At 65.0% G+C, this 19841-nt stretch carries 14 protein-coding genes, 2 other RNA genes and 1 pseudogene; 5 read left to right on the top strand and 12 right to left on the bottom strand.

Annotated elements, in window-relative coordinates; genetic code table 11:
- Positions 1-301: 301 nt before the first annotated feature.
- Positions 302-469: pseudogene (locus LT948_RS09975) on the bottom strand (TetR family transcriptional regulator); the annotation flags it as partial.
- A 122-nt stretch (positions 470-591) separates the two neighbouring features.
- On the opposite strand from LT948_RS09975, the gene LT948_RS09970 reads away from it, so the two are divergent.
- From LT948_RS09970 to LT948_RS09960, 3 genes are all read left to right on the top strand, one after another.
- On the top strand, positions 592-2175 hold the full coding sequence (locus tag LT948_RS09970; RefSeq protein ID WP_003121915.1) for a flavin-containing monooxygenase: 1584 nt from the start codon (positions 592-594) through the stop codon (positions 2173-2175).
- Positions 2172-3059 carry an SDR family NAD(P)-dependent oxidoreductase gene (locus LT948_RS09965; RefSeq protein ID WP_003087246.1) on the top strand — a complete coding sequence of 296 codons (888 nt, stop codon included), beginning with the start codon at positions 2172-2174 and terminating at the stop codon, positions 3057-3059. The genes LT948_RS09970 and LT948_RS09965 overlap by 4 nt, the downstream gene beginning before the upstream one ends.
- 73 nt (positions 3060-3132) lie before the next feature.
- Positions 3133-3672 (top strand): CbrC family protein, encoded by a 540-nt coding sequence (locus LT948_RS09960; RefSeq protein WP_003103931.1) that lies wholly within the window; start codon positions 3133-3135, stop codon positions 3670-3672.
- Between the two features lie 12 nt (positions 3673-3684).
- Here the strand turns inward: LT948_RS09960 and LT948_RS09955 are convergent, their stop codons facing one another.
- The 4 genes from LT948_RS09955 to dnaX all read right to left on the bottom strand — a co-directional run bounded on the left by LT948_RS09955 (position 3685) and on the right by dnaX (position 8060).
- A complete protein-coding gene (locus LT948_RS09955) occupies positions 3685-4833 on the bottom strand; it encodes an acyl-CoA dehydrogenase family protein (RefSeq protein WP_003111078.1) in 1149 nt (382 codons plus the stop codon).
- Between the two features lie 122 nt (positions 4834-4955).
- Positions 4956-5552 carry a recombination mediator RecR gene (gene recR / locus LT948_RS09950; RefSeq protein WP_003087237.1) on the bottom strand — a complete coding sequence of 199 codons (597 nt, stop codon included), beginning with the start codon at positions 5550-5552 and terminating at the stop codon, positions 4956-4958.
- A gap of 78 nt (positions 5553-5630) precedes the next feature.
- The gene (locus LT948_RS09945) at positions 5631-5957 is read right to left on the bottom strand and encodes a YbaB/EbfC family nucleoid-associated protein (protein ID WP_003087236.1); all 327 of its coding nucleotides are present in this window, start codon (positions 5955-5957) and stop codon (positions 5631-5633) included.
- A 45-nt stretch (positions 5958-6002) separates the two neighbouring features.
- Positions 6003-8060, bottom strand: coding sequence for a DNA polymerase III subunit gamma/tau (gene dnaX, locus LT948_RS09940; protein WP_031804324.1), 2058 nt, complete (start codon positions 8058-8060; stop codon positions 6003-6005).
- Between the two features lie 36 nt (positions 8061-8096).
- Between dnaX and LT948_RS09935 the strand changes: the two genes are divergently transcribed.
- Positions 8097-8963, top strand: coding sequence for a substrate-binding periplasmic protein (locus tag LT948_RS09935; protein WP_073657140.1), 867 nt, complete (start codon positions 8097-8099; stop codon positions 8961-8963).
- Positions 8964-9009: 46 nt separating this feature from the next.
- Here LT948_RS09935 and ffs (LT948_RS09930) read toward each other — a convergent pair.
- The 7 genes from ffs (LT948_RS09930) to LT948_RS09900 form a co-directional block, all read right to left on the bottom strand.
- Positions 9010-9106, bottom strand: an RNA gene (ffs, locus tag LT948_RS09930) — signal recognition particle sRNA small type.
- A gap of 998 nt (positions 9107-10104) precedes the next feature.
- Positions 10105-10201, bottom strand: an RNA gene (gene ffs, locus LT948_RS09925) — signal recognition particle sRNA small type.
- Between the two features lie 110 nt (positions 10202-10311).
- The gene (locus LT948_RS09920) at positions 10312-10689 is read right to left on the bottom strand and encodes a hypothetical protein (RefSeq protein ID WP_003083354.1); all 378 of its coding nucleotides are present in this window, start codon (positions 10687-10689) and stop codon (positions 10312-10314) included.
- A 45-nt stretch (positions 10690-10734) separates the two neighbouring features.
- Positions 10735-13119, bottom strand: coding sequence for an NAD-dependent DNA ligase LigA (gene ligA / locus LT948_RS09915; protein WP_073657141.1), 2385 nt, complete (start codon positions 13117-13119; stop codon positions 10735-10737).
- 90 nt (positions 13120-13209) lie between these two features.
- Positions 13210-14079, bottom strand: a complete 870-nt coding sequence (gene zipA, locus LT948_RS09910) for a cell division protein ZipA (RefSeq protein WP_023092009.1) — start codon at positions 14077-14079, stop codon at positions 13210-13212.
- Positions 14080-14244: 165 nt separating this feature from the next.
- Positions 14245-17733: a chromosome segregation protein SMC gene (gene smc, locus LT948_RS09905; protein WP_003133020.1), complete on the bottom strand. Its 3489-nt coding sequence runs from the start codon at positions 17731-17733 to the stop codon at positions 14245-14247.
- A gap of 25 nt (positions 17734-17758) precedes the next feature.
- Positions 17759-18418, bottom strand: a complete 660-nt coding sequence (locus tag LT948_RS09900) for a GntR family transcriptional regulator (protein WP_003087224.1) — start codon at positions 18416-18418, stop codon at positions 17759-17761.
- A 180-nt stretch (positions 18419-18598) separates the two neighbouring features.
- Between LT948_RS09900 and alkB2 the strand changes: the two genes are divergently transcribed.
- A complete protein-coding gene (alkB2, locus tag LT948_RS09895; protein WP_003083349.1) occupies positions 18599-19732 on the top strand; it encodes an alkane 1-monooxygenase AlkB2 in 1134 nt (377 codons plus the stop codon).
- Positions 19733-19841 lie beyond the last annotated feature (109 nt).

Here is a 19841-nt window from a genome sequence, read left to right as displayed (position 1 = left end):
ACATGTCCTCGGCGAACTCATCCATGATCTGACGCAGGGCACCACGCAGCACCGGCGAAGCCCCATGCAGTTCGCGCACGCCGACGATGAACGCGGCGGGATTGCTCTCCACGAAGTCGAAGAACAGCCGCACCGTCTCCCGGCAGACCCGCCGCCCCCTTTCCAGGTCCAGCCCGAACGGCGTCGTCTGCGCTCGGGCGCTGGGCGCCGCACGAGTCGCGGCCTCGCGGCGAAGCTGGCGCAGCGGCTGGCGCAGCTGGGTAGAGATGTCGCGGATCATGGTCAGGCCAAGATCGTCGATATCGCGGAAATGCCGATAGAAGGTGTTCGGATTCAGGCCCGCCTCGCGCGCCAGCTCGCGCAAGCCGATGGCCCCCAGGCTGCGGCTGCTGCTGCCCAGGCGCAAGGCCGCCTCCAGCAAGGCGCGTTTGCCGGGAGCGTCGGCAACCCTGTCCTTCGTTTCGTTCATATCGCTCATGTTCCACCTGGTTGTTTCCATGCGCCACAAGTTCGGCCGTTGCGTCGCGCCGACCCTACCTAAGGTTGGCTTGACCCTGAAGTATACAGATGTCTACATTCGCAGGTAGACGAGTGTATACGCCAGCAAACAATCATAACAGGAGCTTGGCCATGAGTACCCAACCCACCCCTGCCGCCGCCCGGCACTGCAAGGTCGCCATCATCGGCACCGGTTTCTCCGGGCTGGGGATGGCGATCCGTCTCCGCCAGGAAGGCGAGGACGACTTCCTGATCTTCGAAAAGGACGCCGGCGTCGGCGGCACCTGGAGAGTCAACAACTACCCTGGCTGCGCCTGCGACGTGCAATCCCACGTCTATTCCTTCTCCTTCGAAGCGAACCCGGAGTGGACGCGGATGTTCGCCCGCCAGCCGGAAATCCGCGCCTATCTGGAGAAGTGCTGGGAAAAATACCGCTTGCAGGAAAAGACCCTGCTGAACACCGAGATCGGCAAGCTGGCCTGGGACGAGCGGCAAAGCCTCTGGCACCTGCATGACGCCCAGGGCAACCATTACACCGCGAACGCCGTGGTTTCCGGCATGGGCGGCCTGTCCACCCCGGCCTATCCACGCCTCGATGGCCTGGAGAACTTCCAGGGCAAGGTCTTCCATTCCCAGCAGTGGGACCATGACTACGACCTCAAGGGCAAGCGAGTGGCGGTGATCGGCACCGGCGCCTCGGCGATCCAGTTCGTCCCGGAGATCCAGCCGCTGGTGGCCGCGCTCGATCTCTACCAGCGCACTCCGCCATGGATCCTGCCCAAACCCGACCGGGCAATCAGCGAAACCGAGCGCCGCCGCTTCCGGCGCTTCCCGCTGGTGCAGAAGCTCTGGCGCGGCGGCCTCTACAGCCTGCTCGAAGGGCGGGTGCTGGGCTTCACCTTCGCCCCGCAGGTGATGAAGCTGGTGCAGCGCCTGGCGATCCGCCACATCCACAAGCAGATCAAGGATCCGGAACTGCGCCGCAAGGTCACGCCGGACTACACCATCGGCTGCAAGCGCATCCTCATGTCGCACAACTACTACCCGGCCCTGGCTGCCGCCAACTCCACGGTGATCACCGAAGGCATCCGCGCCGTCACCGCCAACGGAATCGTCGACGGCAACGGCCGGGAACGCGAGGTCGACGCGATCATCTTCGGTACCGGCTTCACCGCCAACGACCCTATCCCCCGCGGAGTGGTCTTCGGTCGCGACGGCCGCGACCTGCTGGACAGCTGGACCAAGGGCCCGGAAGCCTACAAGGGCACTACCACCGCCGGCTTCCCCAATCTGTTCTTCCTGATGGGACCGAACACCGGCCTCGGCCACAACTCGATGGTCTACATGATCGAGTCGCAGATCGCCTACGTCCTCGATGCGCTGAAGCTGATGAAGCGCCGCGAACTGCTCAGTCTCGAGGTCAAGGCCCCGGTGCAGGAACGCTACAACGAATACCTCCAGCGCAAGCTGGACCGCAGCGTCTGGAGCGTGGGCGGTTGCAAGAGCTGGTACCTGCATCCGGTCAGCGGCCGCAACTGCACCCTGTGGCCGGGATTCACCTGGCGCTTCCGTGCCCTGACCCGGCAGTTCGACGCCTCCGCCTACCACCTCACCACGACACCGCTCGCCGCCCTGAGCAACGAAGCCCGCCAACAGGCCGAAGGGGTACCCGCATGAAGTCGTTCGAAAACAAAGTCGCCGCCATCACCGGCGCAGGCTCGGGCATCGGTCGCGCCCTGGCCGTGGAGCTGGGCAGGCAGGGTTGTCACCTGGCCCTGGCCGACGTCAATGCCGCAGCTCTCGAGGAGACCCGCCAATTGCTCGCCAGCAGCGGGGTACGCGTCTCCACCGCGGTCGTCGACGTGGCCGACCGCGAGCAGGTGCAGGCCTGGGCCGACAAGGCGGCCAGCGAACATGGCCGGGTGAACCTGATCTTCAACAACGCGGGCGTCGCCCACGCCGGTACCGTGGAAGGCAGCGACTACTCGGAATACGAGTGGATCATGAACATCAACTTCTGGGGCGTGGTGAACGGCACCAAGGCGTTCCTTCCGCACCTGAAGGCCTCCGGCAACGGCCACGTGGTCAATGTCTCCAGCGTCTTCGGGCTGTTCGCCCAGCCCGGCATGAGCGCCTACAACGCCACCAAGTACGCGGTGCGTGGCTTCACCGAGTCGTTGCGCCAGGAACTGGACATGGAGGACTCCGGCGTCTCCGCCAGTTGCGTGCATCCCGGCGGGATCAAGACCAACATCGCCAAGACCGCGAGAATGAACGAGAGCATGGCCAAGGTCACCGGCCAGGCTGCCGACAAGGCTCGCCAGCAATTCAACGACCAGTTGCTGCGGACCACCCCGGAGAAGGCCGCCCAGGTCATCCTGCGCGGCGTGCAGCGCGACAGCCGGCGCATCCTGATCGGCGCCGACGCCCACGCGATCGACGTGATGCTGCGCCTGGCGCCAGTGCTCTACCAGCGCGTGGTCACCGCCAGCATGCGCCTGGCAGCGCGCTTCGCGCCGCGCCCGAAGAGCCCCCAGGGCGCCCGCGAAGCCAGCGAGTGAACAGGCCCGCCGGGTAGCCGCTAGGCTGCCCGGCACGTCATACTCGACGGCCAGTCTCCAGGGTACGGCCGTCATGAACCCTCCCCTTCCTCACTTCCGCTACCATCCCGAACCGCTCGCCAGCGGCAGCATCGAGGCTTCCGCCACCACCTGCCAGTGCTGTGGCAAGGCTCGTGGCTACGTCTACACCGGTTCGCCCTATTCCCGCCACGAGTTGCCGCCCGGCAGCCTTTGCCCCTGGTGCATAGCCGACGGCAGCGCGGCCGCGCGCTACGAAGCGAGCTTTTCCGACGACTATCCGCTGCTCGACGCCGGCGTCGCCGCGGATATCGTCACCGAAGTCTGCGAGCGCACGCCCGGCTACACCTCCTGGCAGCAGGAGCGCTGGCTGGTTTGCTGCGAGGATGCCTGCGCCTTTCGCGGCGACGCGGGGCGTGAGGAAATCGGGCAACTGGGAGCCGAGGGCCTGGCGCAGCGCTTCGCCGATTTCGCCTGGCCGGCTATCACCTGGCAACGCCTCGTCGACGCCTATACGCCCGGCGGCAATCCGGCCATCTACCGCTTTGACTGCCTGCACTGTGGCCAGGCGCATTACGACCTGGACTTCACCTGATAGAACGCGGCCCTACAACCCCATCTGCTTGCCGATGATCTCGTTCATGATTTCCCGCGAACCGCCGCCGATGGAGAGAATCCGGTTGTCGCGATACAGCCGCTCCACTAGGCTTTCGCGCATGTAGCCCATGCCGCCGAGCACCTGCACGGCATCATAGGTCAGGCGATCGGCGACATCGGTAGCGAAGTTCTTGGCCATCGAGATCTCCTTGATCACGCTCTTGCCGGCAGCCATCTTCGCTGCCTGGCGATAGGTGAACTCGCGGGAAACCTCCAGTTGCGTGGCCATTTCCGCGAGACGATGGCGCAGCACCTGGAACTTGCCGATCGGCTTGCCGAACGCTTCTCGCTCGCGCGCCCAGCGCAGCGACTCCTCCAGAGCCAGTTGCGCGGTCATGTTGGCCATCACCGCCAGGGCCAGGCGCTCGCTCTGGAAATTGGCCATGATGCAGGCGAAGCCAGCGTTCTCCACGCCGATCAGGTTTTCCGCAGGCACCCGGCAGTCGTCGAAGAACAGTTCGGCGGTATCCGACGCCCACCAGCCCATCTTCTTCAGCTTGCGTCCGACACTGAACCCGGCAGTGCCCTTCTCCACCAGCAGCAGGCTGATGCCGGCGAAACCCTCGCCGCCGGTACGCACCGCGACCGTGTAGTAGTCCGCGCGCACGCCGCTGGTGATGAAGGTCTTGCTGCCGCTGACGCGATAGTGATCGCCATCGCGCACCGCACGGGTCTTCAGGTTGGCCACGTCGGAGCCGCCGGAGGGCTCGGTGACCGCCAGGGCCATGATCTTCTCGCCGCGCAGCACCGCCGGCACCACCCGCTCGCGCACCTCGGGACGGGCCCACTTGACCACCGGAGGCAAGCCGATATCCAGCGATCCCAACCCGGCGACCAGGCCGCCGGAACCGCAGCGCATGAGTTCTTCGCTGGCCGCCACCTTGGCGAACAGATCGCCTTCGCAACTGCCGCCGTAGGCTTCCGGGTAGCCGATGCCGAGGATCCCGGCCGCGCCGGCCTTGAGATAGAGTTCACGGGGAAATTCCTCGGCCTCCTCCCATTCATCGATGTGCGGCAACACCTCGCGCTCGACGAAACGGCGCACCGAATCCCGGATCAGTTGATGGGACTCGTCGAAGTACTGCTGGAAGTCAGTCATGGCCGGGCTCCTGATGGGAGCCTCAGAACTTACCTAGCGCTTGCTTGGTTTTCAATACGGGAAACTGGCCATCGGCGAGGGCGTATAGGCCGCCCGTCCTACGGATACGGGAGGCACAGAGCTCAGGAGATCGGCCGCCGTCCGGCCAGGGCGTGGGCCAAGGTGCCGCCATCGACCAGCTCCAGCTCGCCGCCCAGCGGCACGCCATGGGCGATACGCGACAAGGTCAGGCCGCGGCCGGCCAGTAGCTGGGCGATATAGTGGGCGGTGGCCTCGCCTTCCACGGTGGGGTTGGTGGCGAGGATCACCTCGCTGAAGGCTCCGTCCCTGATCCGCGCTTCCAGTTCGGGAATGCCGATCGCCTCCGGCCCCAGGCCGTCGAGCGGCGACAGGTGTCCCTTGAGCACGAAATAGCGGCCGCGGTAGCCGGTCTGCTCCACCGCGAATACGTCCAGCGGGCCTTCCACCACGCAGAGCAGCGAGTCGTCGCGTCGCGGGTCGGCGCACTGCGGGCACAGCTCCTCCTCGCTGAGGGTACGGCACTGCCGGCAATGACCGACCCCTTCCATCGCGGCGGTCAACGCCTGGGCCAGCTTCAGGCCGCCGCTGCGATCGCGCTCCAGCAGCATCAGCGCCATGCGCTGGGCCGACTTCTGCCCGACACCGGGAAGAATGCGCAGGGACTCGATCAGTTGGCGGATCAGCGGGCTGAAACTCATGCAGGACTCGTCGGATAGAGGGAGGGGAATGGCTGCCGGGCGCCGTCCTAAGAAGGCGGACCCGGCACGAACGCAGAATCAGAAGGGCATCTTGAAGCCGGGCGGCAGTTGCATGCCCGAGGTGAAGCCGGACATCTTTTCCTGGTTGTTCTGCTCGATCTTGCGCACCGCATCGTTGACCGCGGCGGCGATCAGGTCTTCGAGGATTTCCTTGTCTTCCTGCATCAGGCTGTCGTCCAGGCTGACGCGCTTGACGTCGTGGCGCCCGGTCATCACCACGCTGACCAGACCGGCGCCGGATTGCCCGGTCACTTCGGCGTTGGCCAGCTCTTCCTGCATCTTCTGCATCTTTTCCTGCATCTGCTGCGCCTGCTTCATCAGGCCGGCCATGCCACCTTTCATCATGTTCTTCACCTCGAATGTCGTCTTGTTGCGTGCGCCAAGCGCCGGTCAGGCCTTGGCTTCCAAAGGTTCGATGGTACCGTCACGGACCACCGCGGCGAACTGCTCGCGCAACTGCCGGACCAACGGGTCGGCATCGATCGATGCCTCGGCCGCCCGCTGGCGCTCGGCACGCCGGCGTGCCGCTGCCTGGGCCGGGGTCTCCTGCTCAGGCTTCTGCAGGGTCACCTCCAGTTTGAGGGTGCGCCCCAGGTGCTGGTTCAGCGCATCGTTCAGCCGCCGCTGCTGGGTGGCGTTGAACAGCGCGCTCTGGCCCGGATCGAGATGCAGATGCCAGTGGTCGCCGTCGGCAGCTACCAGCGTACAGTTGGCAGCGATGCTCGCGGTCAGGCCGCCGAGGCCGAGCCGCGGGAACAGCTCCAGCCACTCCGCGGCCAGGCCGGTGGCCGGCTTCGCCGCCGGCAGCGGCTCCTCCACCACGACCACGTCAGGCTCGGGCGCGGCATCCAGGTAGGCCAGGGTATCCATGTCGACTTCGTAGTAGTCGTCCGCGGGCGGTGGCTCATCGTCCTGCTCGTCCTGCTCGTCAGGTGCTACCGGCAACGCAGCCGGCAGGGCTTCCAGAACGGTTTCCACCACCGCCTCGACCGCCACTGCCGGAGGGACCGAGGGAGCCTCCACGGCTAGCGGCTCGGGCTCGGGCTCGGGCTCGGGCTCGGGCTCGGGCTCGGCAGCGAGGCTCGGAGCCGGCTCTTCCCAGGGCAAGTCGACGACCTCTGCCGCGGCGGCGGGCTCTTCGACAACCGCTTCCGCGACGCGCACCTCGACCGCCGCCGGCGGCGCGGATGGCGCTGCCGGCGGGGCAGCCGGGGCTTCGACGGGCGCAGCCACGACAGGCGCGGCAGCAACGGCAGCGACCGGCGCAGGCGAGGCCGCGCCGGCCACGGGGGAGTTGGCGGGATCAGTCGTGGCCTTGCTGATCCCCAGGTCCTTTAGCGGCGTCCTCGGCGCGCCGTCGGCGTCCGCCGGGCGGAACGCGAGCATCCGCAGCAACACCATCTCGAAGCCGCTACGCGGATCGGGCGCCAGCGGCAGGTCGCGACGGCCGATCAGGCCCATCTGGTAATAGAACTGTACGTCTTCCGCCGGCAACGCCTGGGCCAGGGCCAGCACCCGCTCGCGGTCGCCCTGGCCATTGTCGATCGCTTCCGGCAGGGCCTGGGCGATCGCGACGCGGTGCAGCACGTTGAGTATTTCGGCAAGCACGCCGCCCCAGTCCGGCCCCTGCTCGGCCAGGTGGCGCACCGCTTCGAGCAGGGCGCGCGCATCGCCCTCCAGCAAGGCCTGGAGCACGCCATAGACCTGGCCGTGATCGAGGGTACCGAGCATCGCCCGCACGTCTGCGGCCAGCACCTTGCCCTCGCCGAAGGCGATGGCCTGGTCGGTCAGGCTCATGGCGTCACGCATCGAGCCGTCGGCGGCGCGCCCGAGCAACCACAGGGCGTCATCCTCGAAGGGCACGTTCTCGGCTCCGAGCACGTGGGTCAGGTGCTCGACCACCCGCTCCGGCGGCATGTTCTTCAGGGAGAACTGCAGACAGCGCGAGAGGATGGTCACCGGCAACTTCTGCGGGTCGGTGGTGGCCAGCAGGAACTTGACGTGCGGCGGCGGCTCCTCGAGGGTCTTGAGCAGCGCATTGAAACTGTGCGACGAAAGCATGTGCACTTCGTCGATCAGGTAGACCTTGTAGCGTCCGCGGGTCGGCGAGTACTGCACGTTGTCGAGCAGCTCGCGGGTATCCTCGACCTTGGTCCGGCTCGCGGCGTCCACTTCGATCAGGTCGACGAAGCGGCCTTCGTCGATTTCGCGACAGACCGAGCATTCGCCGCACGGCGTGGAGCTGACCCCGGTCTCGCAGTTCAGGCACTTGGCCAGGATCCGCGCGATGGTGGTCTTGCCGACCCCGCGGGTACCGGTGAACAGGTAGGCATGGTGCAGCCGCTGGTTGTCCAGGGCGTTGATCAGAGCCTTGAGCACATGGGTCTGGCCGACCATTTCACGGAAGGAACGGGGACGCCATTTACGCGCAAGAACTTGATAACTCATCGAAAACCGTCGCAGAAGGGAAGCACAAGTCGGCCAATGCTAGCGCAATTTACCCCTTCTGCGCTCGCCGACTTGGCAAACTGCGTGCTAAGAATTCCCCTGGCCCTTCAGCAGCCCTCGTCGGTGGCAATGACTCTACCCTCCCTGACTTCGTTCATGCCTCATTTCGGCGCACCGGCGCTGCTCCTGCTGCAGTTGCTCGCGGCCCTGCCAGCGACGGCCGCGGAGGCCGACGCGACGCCATTGCGCTTCTCGGTGATGGAAAGCTGGAGCATGCCGTTGGTCCGCCTGCAACGGGGCCAGCCGATCGACGGCATCGTCTACGACATCACCCGCTCCCTTGCCCGGCAGGTCGGCCGCAAGGCGCTCTACCACCCCTACCCGCGCGGGCGCATCGAGCAGGCGATGAACGCTGGCGAAATCGATGTCCGCTGCTACATCAGCCCCGCCTGGCTCAGCCACGACTTCCCCGGCTATCGCTGGAGCGTCGCGCTGCTGGTGCAACGCGACATCCTGGTCGCCCGCGAAGGCTTCGCGCCGATTCCCGAGGCGCTGCCGGCCCAGCGTATCGGTACCGTCCTTGGCTACAGCTATCCCCGCTTGCAAGCGCTGTTCGACATCGGCCGACTGCGCCGCGACGATGCGCGCACCCAGGATCTGGTGCTGGAAAAGCTGCGCGCCGGCCGCTACCGCTACGCGGTCAGCCATCAACTGTCGCTGCACTGGAGCAACCGCCAGGCGCCGGGGCAGCCGCCACTCCAGGAAGCCGCGCAGCTCGAGGAAACGGCGGTGAGCTGCCTGGTGCGGGATTCCGCGGAGGTTCCGGTGGAAGCGATACTAAAGACGTTCGAGGAAATGAAGCGCAGCGGAGAGATCGAGGAGATACTGCAGCGCTACCGATAAGAGCGTCGACGGCCTGCGAAAAATGGCGGGCCTGAAATGGAGGCGGCCCCGCCAGCCACACCCCGGCACACAATGTTCCCGCTGTGGCTGCTTCCTTCCGGACCAGACCAGGTTGACGGGTAATCGTTGCGGGGGGACCTGAAAACCCCGCCACTCCTGACTTCTAGCGTTTTCTGCTCTTCGCACGACTATCAATCGGGGATCACATTCTATAGCCAGGGCTTTAGCCTTTGGGAGCGCTTTGGATCACTGTTTCGGATCCCTTTTGGATCACTTGGCCACACCCCCACCGGCCATTTTTTGTAAAAAATGCGAGCCTCTATCCATCGAGCCGCCACCATCGCCTACGTTCGAGCCAGCACCGACGACGGGTTCTACCCCGTTAGCACGGACTCTTTTGAGTAATCCGAGTTTGGACACCATCAAGGTCCTAGAGGATGCATTGCACATCTCGCTGTCAGAATTACTTACAGATTTATGAAGAAGCCCGCAGTAGCGGGCTTCTTCACTTGCTCTACGCGTAGGACGTCAATTGCCACGTCACGGCTTTACCATTGTGCGGCGGAAACACGTTTCCCTTTGCAATGGGGGCAGTCGTCGACGGGACATCTTGCGATCTCCACACACCACTTTCAGGGCAGCGCTCGCCTGTCCGGCCGGTGGTTCCGATAGGGGCTTTGCTCATAGCTATCAAACTCCGTTTGATTCCCAATGGCGATATCAAAGCGATATCAACTTGCAGCCTAGCCCAAAAACCCATGCCGTCAATGTGGCTAATGGCCGTCAATCTGTATTCCAGTGCTTCGGTCAAAACCGTCAGCGTAGGGTAGCCACCCACCCGGCAGGGGCTGTGCTTGGACGGCACCTAGATAGCAACTAGCCATGAGAGCCAGGCCGGCCAGTTGCTATCTAAAGGACCGGAAACCATCCGGGCAGTGGGAATCAACCTAAGCTCTAGTAGCCAGTCCCGAGCGACCCAAAGATACCGACGCGGCGGATAGCTGCGCATAGGAATCAGTGCTTTGCGAAAAACAACCGACTAGAATGCCGAGCGAGGTGTACCATCTAGCTAGGTGTACACACTCTCAGAATTATAAGCAGAAAAACCCTTTAGAATTAAGGGCTTAAGAAATGGAGGCGGCCCCGCCAGCCACACCCCGGCACACAATGTTCCCGCTGTGGCTGCTTCCTTCCGGACCTGACCAGGTTGACGGGTAATCGTTGCGGGGGGACCGACAGGGCCACCATTGCAGCCTACCCTCGGGTAGGCCGCGCCATTCTACCGGCTTGCGCGTAAGTTACAACCACTTCAAGCACTTACGTTTGCAATCCATTTCGCGAAAGCGGTTCATTGCTGCTGGATCAGACCCTCCGGCGGCGGCTGGGTCGATACGCTCAGCTCGGTATCGACATACAGGTCCAGGGTGCCCCAGCCCGGCTTGGTGCTGAACGACGCATACTTCTCCTCACCGCGATGGAAGGAGAAGGCGATCCGGTAATCGCTGCCGCCGAACAGCTTCACCGGAAACTCGCGGACCTGGCCGGGCCGGATCTCCCCGGAGAAGGTTTCCACACCCTGCTCCTTGTAGCTGTAGGCGATCGGCGCCGAAGCCTGGCCACTGTAATGCAGCAGGATGCGCGGCCGCTCGCTCCAACCCACGTAGGCGCCGAACAGCACCACCAATGCGAGCACGCCCAGCAACCGCTGCTTTCTTGCCTTGTCCATCGTTCACTCCAGTCTTCGGAAATCTTTCGCAGCAGCGCCGCCGCTTCAGCGGGCGACGCCGTGCTCGTCGAACAGTTTCAGCAGGCCGTCTTCGTCGAGCACCTTCACGCCCAGCTCGTTGGCCTTGGTCAGCTTCGAGCCGGCGCCGGGCCCGGCGACCACGCAGTGGGTCTTGGCCGACACCGAGCCGGCCACCTTGGCGCCGAGCCCTTCCAGCTTGTCCTTGGCTACGTCCCGGCTCATCGCCTCCAAGGTGCCGGTCAGCACCCAGGTCTGCCCGGCCAGAGGCAGGCCTTCGACCGCCTTGCGCTCGCTCTGCCAATGCATGCCGAACTCACGCAACTGCGCCTCGATGGCCAGGGCACGCTGCACGTTGGCCGGCTCGTCGAAGAAATCGCGCAGGCTTTTCGCCGCTCGCTCGGGCAGACGCTCCACCTGGCGCAGATCGAGCCAGTCGGCACGGATGATGCCGTCGAGCGAACCGAAGCGGCTGGCCAGCTTTTCCGCGCCGGTGGCGGCGATGAAGGGAATGTTCAGCTTGTCGATGAAACCGGCCAGCGAGGCACAGGCGGCGAACTCCGCGGCGACCTCGCCCTCTTCCTGCAACTGCACGCCATGTTCGGCATCGCGCAACTGGGCGATCACCTGGCGGTTGTGCTCGTCGGCGAAGAAGTTGTGGATCTCGTAGGCTACCTCGGCGCCGACGTCCGGCAGGTAGGTCAACACTTCCGGCAGCGCCTTGCCGATCCGCTCGAGCGAACCCAGCGAACGCGCCAGCAGCTTGGCGGTTTCCTCGCCGACGTCGGGAATCCCCAGAGCGAAGATGAAGCGCGCCAGCGAAGGCTTGCGGCTATCGGCGATGGCCGCCAGCAGGTTGTTGGTGGACAGCTCGGCGAACCCTTCCAGCTCGAACACCTGTTCATAGGTCAGGGTATAGAGATCCGCCGGCGAGGCGACCAGCCCGCGATCCACCAGTTGCTCGACGATCTTGTCGCCAAGACCGTCGATGTCCATTGCCCGGCGCGATACGAAATGGATGATCGCCTGCTTCAACTGCGCCTGACAGGAGAGGCGGCCGACGCAGCGATAGATGGCGCCCTCGCTGATCAACTCCTTGCCCTTGCTGCGCTTGACCAACTGGGTCCGCTCCACGGCCGAGCCGCAGACCGGGCAATGCTCGGGCACCTCGATAGCCTGCGCATCCGCCGGGCGGCGCTCGAGCACCACCTGCATGACCTGCGGAATCACATCGCCAGCACGGCGGATCACCACCGTATCGCCGATGCGCAGGCCCAGGCGGGCGACTTCATCCATGTTGTGCAGGGTCGCATTGGACACCGTGACGCCGGCCACCTGCACCGGCTTGAGGCGTGCCACCGGGGTCACGGCGCCGGTGCGGCCGACCTGGAACTCGACACCCAGCAGCTCGGTCAACTCCTCGCGCGCGGGGAACTTGTGGGCGATCGCCCAACGCGGCTCGCGCGCGCGGAAGCCCAGTTCGCGCTGGAAGGCGATGCGGTTGACCTTGAACACCACGCCGTCGATCTCGTAGGCCAGCGCATCGCGTCGGCGACCGATGTCGTCGTAGTAGTCGCGGCAGGCCTGGGCGCCCTTGACCAGGCGCAGCTCGCGACTGATGGGGATACCCCAGCCGCGGAACGCCTCGAGGATGCCCACCTGGGTGTCCGGCAGCGTCCCGCTGACCTGGCCGAAGCCGTAGGCACAGAACTCCAGCGGGCGACTGGCGGTGATCTTCGAATCCAGCTGGCGCAGGCTGCCGGCCGCCGCGTTGCGCGGGTTGGCGAAGGTCTTGCCGCCGGTTTCCACGGCCTTGGCGTTGAGCGCCTCGAAACCGGCCTTGGACATGAACACCTCGCCGCGCACTTCGAGGATCTCCGGCCAGCCTTCGCCGTGCAGCTTCAGCGGTACGTTGCGAATGGTGCGTACGTTGCTGGTGATGTCCTCGCCGGTGCTGCCATCGCCGCGGGTGGCGCCGCGCACCAACTGGCCGCGTTCGTAGAGCAGGCTGACGGCCAGGCCGTCCAGCTTCGGCTCGCAACTGTACTCGACCTCCGCGCCACCGCCGAGCAGGTCGCCGCCAGGCAACAGGTCGGCCAGTCCTTCGCGTACGCGGCGGTCGAAGTCCAGCAGGTCCTGCTCCTCGAAAGCGTTGCCGAGGCTGAGCATGGGGATCTCATGGCGCACTTCGCCGAACGCCGAGGCCGGCGTGCCGCTGACCCGCTGGGTCGGCGAGTCGGGCGTCAGCAGTTGCGGGTACTCGGTCTCCAGCGCCTGCAACTCGCGGAACAGGCGATCGTATTCGGCGTCGGGAATGCTCGGTTCGTCGAGCACGTAGTAACGGTAGTTGTGGGTGTCCAGTTCGGTTCGCAGTTGCGCGATGCGTTCGGCGGCAGCCTGGGTGTCGGTCATGGTGGGAGTCCGTGAAACGAAAAGAGCAGCCTCGGCTGCTCTATAGAGTAGTTCGCCCCCTCCCGTACGAAGAAAGGGGCTGTGGCCGGATCAGCGCTTCTGCATCAGGCTGCGACGCTCATGGTCGATGATGCGCTGGCGGTAGTGCTCGATGGTCTGGGCGGTCAACACGCTGCGCTGCTCGTCCTTCAGCTCGCCGTTCAGCTCGTGGGCCAGCTTGCGCGCGGCGGCAACCATCACGTCGAAGGCCTGCTTCGGATGGCGCGGCCCCGGCAGACCGAGGAAGAAGCTCACGGCGCGGGTGCTGAAGTTGTCGATGTCGTCCAGGTCGAAAGTGCCCGGTTTCACCGCATTGGCCATGGAGAACAGGATCTCGCCATTGCCGGCCATGCTTTCGTGGCGATGGAAGATGTCCATGTCGCCGAAGCGCAGGCCGCTCTCGAGGATGTTCTGCAACAATGCCGGCCCCTTGAAGCCGCTTTCGTCGCGGGCGATGACGTTGATGATCAGCACCTCGTCGACCGGGGCAGGTTCGGCAGCAACCGCAGGGGCTTTCTCCCGCTCTTTCTCCTTGCGGCCCTTCGACTTGCCCTTGCGCGGCTCCACCGTCTCGGCGGCATCGCTCGGGTCCGCCTCCAGGGCCAGCCCCTCGTCGAGGTCCAGATCGCCCTGGCGCGGCTCTTCCTGGCGCTTGCCGCCCTTGCGCTCCTTGGTTTCGCGGGCACTGACGCTGGGCAGGTCCTGTTCGTCGAAGGACGGCTCGCGATGCTCGACCACCCGCGCCGGCCCCAGCAGTTCAGCCGAGTCGCCGTCGTCGTCCGGCAGATTGGCGAAACTGCGGTCGAGCTTGAACTTCAACTTGCCCTTGCCGCCCCGCATCCGCCGCCAACCGTCGAAGAGAATGCCGGCGATCACGATAAGCCCGATAACGATAAGCCATTCGCGCAGACCGATATCCATGTAATTCCGTAGCCCCTAGTGAAAATGGTGAATAAAAAAATGAAAAAAGGACGTCCCGTCCCTTGAAACGTGGAGCCAACCTTGTTCTGACAGAACTTTCCCACGCGATACAAAAAGTGGCCATTAAACTAACATGCCCATGCACAAGTTTACACTGCCTGACACTCAGGCTTCAGCCAATGCGACCGCCTCTTCCACGTCAACTGCAACAAGCCGTGAACAGCCCGGCTCATGCATGGTCACGCCCATCAACTGATCGGCCATTTCCATGGCGATCTTGTTGTGGGTGATATAGATGAACTGCACCTTTTCCGACATCTCCTTCACCAATCGCGCATAACGTCCGACGTTGGCATCGTCCAATGGCGCATCGACTTCGTCGAGCATGCAGAACGGCGCCGGGTTCAACTGGAAGATGGCGAATACCAGCGCCAGCGCGGTCAGCGCCTTTTCCCCGCCGGACAACAAGTGGATGGTGCTGTTCTTCTTGCCCGGCGGGCGCGCCATGATCGCCACACCGGTATCGAGTAAATCTTCGCCGGTAAGTTCCAGATATGCCGTACCGCCGCCGAATACCTTCGGGAACAATGCCTGAAGGCCAGCATTGATCTGGTCGAAGGTTTCCTTGAAGCGATTGCGGGTTTCCCGGTCGATCTTGCGGATGACGTTTTCCAGCGTCTCCAGCGCTTCGGCCAGGTCGTCGTTCTGCGAGTCCAGGTAGCGCTTGCGCTCGGACTGCTGCTGGTACTCCTCGATCGCCGCCAGGTTGATCGGCCCCAGACGCTGGATGCGCGCCGCGAGACTCTCGAGACGCTCCTCCCATTCGCGTTCACTGGCATCCAGGGGCAGGTTGGCCAGTACCGTATGCAGGTCGTAGCCGTCTTCGGCGAGCTGCTCCTGCAAGGCTTTGCGCCGCACCACCAGCCCCTGCCACTCCAGGCGCTGCTGCTCCAGCTGGCCACGCAGCAGTTGCGATTGCTGCTCGGCCTGGCCGCGGCGCTTCTCCACCTCGCGCAGTTCGCGATCGGCGTCTTCCAGGGCCAGCCGCGCCTGCTTGAGTTCGTCCTCGACGGCCATCCGTCGCTCCAGCAACTCCTCGAGCTTCATGCGCAGCTCTTCCAGCGGCGCCGCACCCTCCTCCAGATTGAGGTTGAGCTGTTCGCAACGCTCGTTGAGGCGCGCCGACTGCTGGTCGAGGCGCTCCAGAGCCTGCTGGGTGGAATTGTGCTGCGCCCTCAGCGAGCCGACCCGCACCGCCAGTTGGTGCGCATGGTCCTTGTGGGTACGGGCATCCTGGCGAATCCGGTCGAGCCGTTCGCGCAGGGCGTCACGCTCCGCCAGCAGGGTTTCCCGGCGCTCGGTGTCCAGCGCCATGCTATCCAGCGCTTCCTGCAGGGTCAGGCGCGCCTCGCTCAGTTGCTCCTGTTCCAGCGCGCGCTGCTCGGCCAGTTCCGCCACTTCTTCGTCGAGACGGCGGCGACGCAGTACCAGTTGCTCGACCTTGGCCTGCTGCGCGGACAACTGCGCCTTCAGCTCGCCGTGCCGGCGCCCCTCCTCCTGGACCTGGCGCCGCACCTGCTCGCGCGCGCCTTCCAGCTCGCGCTGCTCGTCGCGGGCCGCAGCCAGACGCTCCTCGCCCTCGGCGACGCGGGTTTCCAGGACCTCGCGCCGTTCCTGCAACGCCTCCAGTTCCTGGGCGCGGGCGAGCATGCCGCCTTGGGCCTCGTCGCTGCGCCGGACCCGCAGGAAGTGCCGGCCGACCCAGTAGCCATCGCGACTGATCAGGCTCTCGCCGTCGTCCAGGGCGCCGCGCTGGGCGAGCGCCTGTTCCAGGGTCTCCACCGGTTTCACCCGGGCCAACCAGGGACTCAGGTCGGCGTCGGCGCGGACCTTGTCCAGCAGCGAACCGGCCGCCGTCGCGGCTCCGCGAGCGGGGCTGAGCAGGCGCAGCTCGCCCTTGCCGAAGCCGGCCAGGGCGAGCCCGTCGAAGCCGTCCAGCAAGACCGCCTGCAGATCCGCGCCGAGCACGGTCTCCACCGCCAGCTCCCAACCCGGCTCGACACGCAAGCCTTCGGCGAGGCGCGGACGTTGTTCCAGGCCCTGCTCGCGCAACCACTCCAAGGCGCCCTGTCCGGGATCGAGAGCGGCCTGCTGCAGGGCCTCCAGCGAAGCGATGCGCCCGTTCAGGCGCTGCAACTCGCCCTGCGCCTGGTGCTGTTCGGCGGCCAGCTGCTGCAATTCCTGGCGCAATTGTTCGAGTCGCTCGGCTTGGCCCTGCTCCTGCAATTGCAGTTCTTCCAGGGCCAGTTCGGCGATCGCCACCTGTTCGTTGAGTTCGAGGATCGCCGCGTCCTCGGGGTCGGCCGCCAACTGGCCACGCTCCTCCTGCAGGCGCCGCTCGCGATCCTGCAGGCGCTCCAGGCTCTGCTCCAGGTGCTGGATGCGCGACTGCTGCACCTCGGCCTGGCGGCGGGGTTCGGCGCTCTGCTGGTTGAAGGCATCCCACTGCTGCTGCCAGGCCTGCATGCCCTGCTCGGCCTGTTCCAGGGCGATGCCCGCTTCTTCCGCGGCGGCCGCGCTGAGTTCCTGTTCCGGTGCGAGCATGGCCATTTCCTCGGCCAGGGTCGCGAGCAAGGTACGGTCGTGCCCGAGGTGCGATTCGGTTTCCTGGCGGGTCCGTTCGGCTTCGCGCAAGTCGTCCTGCAACTGGCGCTGGCGCTGCTGGCCATGCTGGATGCTCTGCTCGACCCGGGCGATGTCGCCGCCGACCGAATAGAAGCGCGCCTGCACCTGGTTGAAGCGTTCGGACAACTCGTGATGGCCGTCGCGCAGCCGTTCGATGCCGGCATCGGCACCACGCTGCTCGGCCACCAGGGCCTCGAAGGCGATCTCCTGGTCGCCGATGACCCGCTCGCGCTGACCGACCTGCTCGTTCAGGTCGCGCCAGCGCACGGCACCCAGCTGGGCCTTGAGCTGGCGCTCCTCGGCCTTGTGTTCCTGGTATTTTTCCGCCGACTGGGCCTGCCGGTGCAGGCGTTCCAGTTGCCGCCCCAGCTCTTCGCGCAGGTCGGTGAGGCGTGCCAGGTTTTCCTGGGTCCGACGGATGCGGCTTTCGGTTTCGCGGCGGCGCTCCTTGTACTTGGAAATACCCGCGGCTTCCTCGATGAAGTTGCGCAGGTCTTCCGGACGCGCCTCGATCAGCTTGGAGATCATGCCCTGTTCGATGATCGAGTAGCTGCGCGGCCCCAGGCCGGTGCCGAGGAAGATGTCGGTGATGTCGCGCCGCCGGCACTTGGTGCCGTTGAGGAAATAGGTGTTCTGCCCATCCCGCGAGACCCGTCGGCGAATGGATATCTCGGCGTACTGGGCGTATTCGCCCACCAGGGTGGTCTCGGCGTTGTCGAAGATCAGCTCGATGCTCGCCTGGCTCACCGGCTTGCGGGTATTCGAGCCGTTGAAGATGACATCGGTCATCGACTCGCCGCGCAGGTTCTTCGCCGAGCTTTCGCCCATCACCCAGCGCACCGCGTCGATGATGTTCGACTTGCCGCAGCCGTTCGGCCCTACCACTGCCGCCATGTTGCTGGGGAAGTTCACCGTCGTCGGATCGACGAAGGACTTGAACCCCGCCAGCTTGATGCTCTTCAGGCGCATGCGTGCGCTCCCGCCAGGGTCGCCATCAGCGTTCGGCGAGCGCGGCCAGCACCAGCTGGCAGTTGTGGCGGCCGTATTCCAGCAGGACCTCGCGGATCCTCGCCTCGTCACGGGCGATCACCGCTTGCAGGAGCTGGGCGAAACTGCCGAGGAACTGGTTCATTTCCGCCTTGCGCCGCTCCAGCGCCAGGTGGTAGGCGCGACTCACCGCTGGCAGCAGGTTTTCGACGGTCTCCTGCAGGTAGGGATTGTTCGCGAAAGGAAAGGCCGCGCGCATGATGTCGAAACTGGCCTCGACGAAGCCGTCGATATCGCTTTGCGCCAGGTTGTTCAGCAGGCGCTGCTGGATGGCCAGGAACGGTGCCAGCTCGGCTTCGCTGCGCCAGCGCCGGGCGACGCTTTCCGCCAGCAGGATGTAGAGCTGCACGATCAGCGCGTAGAGGCTTTCCACATGTTGCGGGGACAGTTCGGACACCTGGGCGCCGCGGCGCGGCAGGATGTTCACCAGGTGGCGGCGTTCGAGAATCAGCAGCGCCTCGCGGACCGAGCCGCGACTGACGTTGAGGGTCTGGGTGACCTTCTGCTCCTGGATACGTTCCCGTTCCTTGAGTTCTCCCCGGATGATGCGTTCCGCGAGGTGGTGGGCGATCTGCTCTGCCAGGCTGTCCGGGGCCTTGAACGTCATGGTGATCCTTTTATCCAGGGGCGCGTTTTCCGGGGGTATATGGATGGGAAGTGTAACACAGGGCGTTACCCCGCCGGCTTCCCGGCGAAGCGGCGGACAGAACGAAGGTTGGGATGGGGCAGGCCGGCCAAGGGAGGACAATTGTCAGACAATCTAACAAGATAAATACGAGGACTTCCCATGTTTGCCTCGCTTTCCTCTGCCTGGATGCTGCGTCTGAAAAAGTACGGCTACTGGATCTGGCTGATCGCGGTGCTCGGCATCCCGCTCAGCTACTGGTGGTCGCTCGGTAGCGACTATCCCAACGCCTGGCCCTGGCTGGTGATCAGCGTGGTGTTCGGGCTGATCCCGATCCTCGATGCCATCGTCGGCCGCGACCCGGCCAACCCCGAGGAAGCCAGCGAAGTGCCGGAGATGGAAGCACAGGGCTACTACCGCGTACTGTCCCTGGCCACCGTCCCGCTGTTGCTGGGCATGCTCGTCTGGTCCGGCTGGATCCTCGCCCACGAGACCCGCTGGGACTGGGTCGGCCAACTGGGCTGGATCCTGTCGGTGGGCACCGTGATGGGCGCCATCGGCATCACCGTCTCCCACGAACTGATCCACAAGGACCCGCAACTGGAACAGAACGCCGGCGGCCTGCTGCTGGCAGCGGTGTGCTATGCCGGCTTCAAGGTCGAACACGTGCGCGGCCACCATGTACACGTCTCGACCCCGGAAGATGCCTCGTCCTCGCGCTACGGCCAGAGCCTCTACTCGTTCCTCCCGCACGCCTACAAGCACAACTTCCTCAACGCCTGGCGCCTGGAGGCCGAGCGCCTGAAGCGCAAGGGCCTGCCGGCCCTGCACTGGCGCAACGAGCTGATCTGGTGGTACGCCATCAGCGCCCTCTTCCTGCTCGGCTTCAGCCTGGCCTTCGGCTGGCTGGGAGCGATCTTCTTCCTCGGCCAGTCGGTGATGGCCTTCACCCTGCTGGAGATCGTCAACTACGTCGAGCACTACGGCCTGCATCGGCGGCGTCTGGACAACGGCCGCTACGAACGCACCACGCCGGAGCACTCGTGGAACAGCAATTTCCTCCTGACCAACCTGTTCCTTTTCCACCTGCAGCGCCATTCCGACCACCATGCCTACGCCAAGCGCCGCTACCAGGTGCTGCGCCACTACGACAGCAGCCCGCAACTGCCCAACGGCTACGCCGGGATGATCGTCCTCGCCCTGTTCCCGCCGCTCTGGCGCGCGGTGATGGACCCGAAGGTGCGCGCCTACTATGCCGGCGAGGAATACCAACTTACCGACACCCAGCGCATCTGAGCGTCCCGCCCCTGGGAAACGGCACCTTCGGGTGCCGTTTTCGTTTATGGGCAAACTGACTGACCTACAGGTCAAAAAATTATTTGACTCAAAAGTCAGTTTTTTCTAG

The organism is Pseudomonas sp. CP-1, from assembly GCF_021213715.1.
Classification (GTDB): Bacteria; Pseudomonadota; Gammaproteobacteria; order Pseudomonadales; family Pseudomonadaceae; genus Pseudomonas; species Pseudomonas aeruginosa.
The sequence above is the reverse complement of the archived record's forward strand: the minus strand, read 5'-3'. Positions and strand labels throughout refer to the sequence as shown.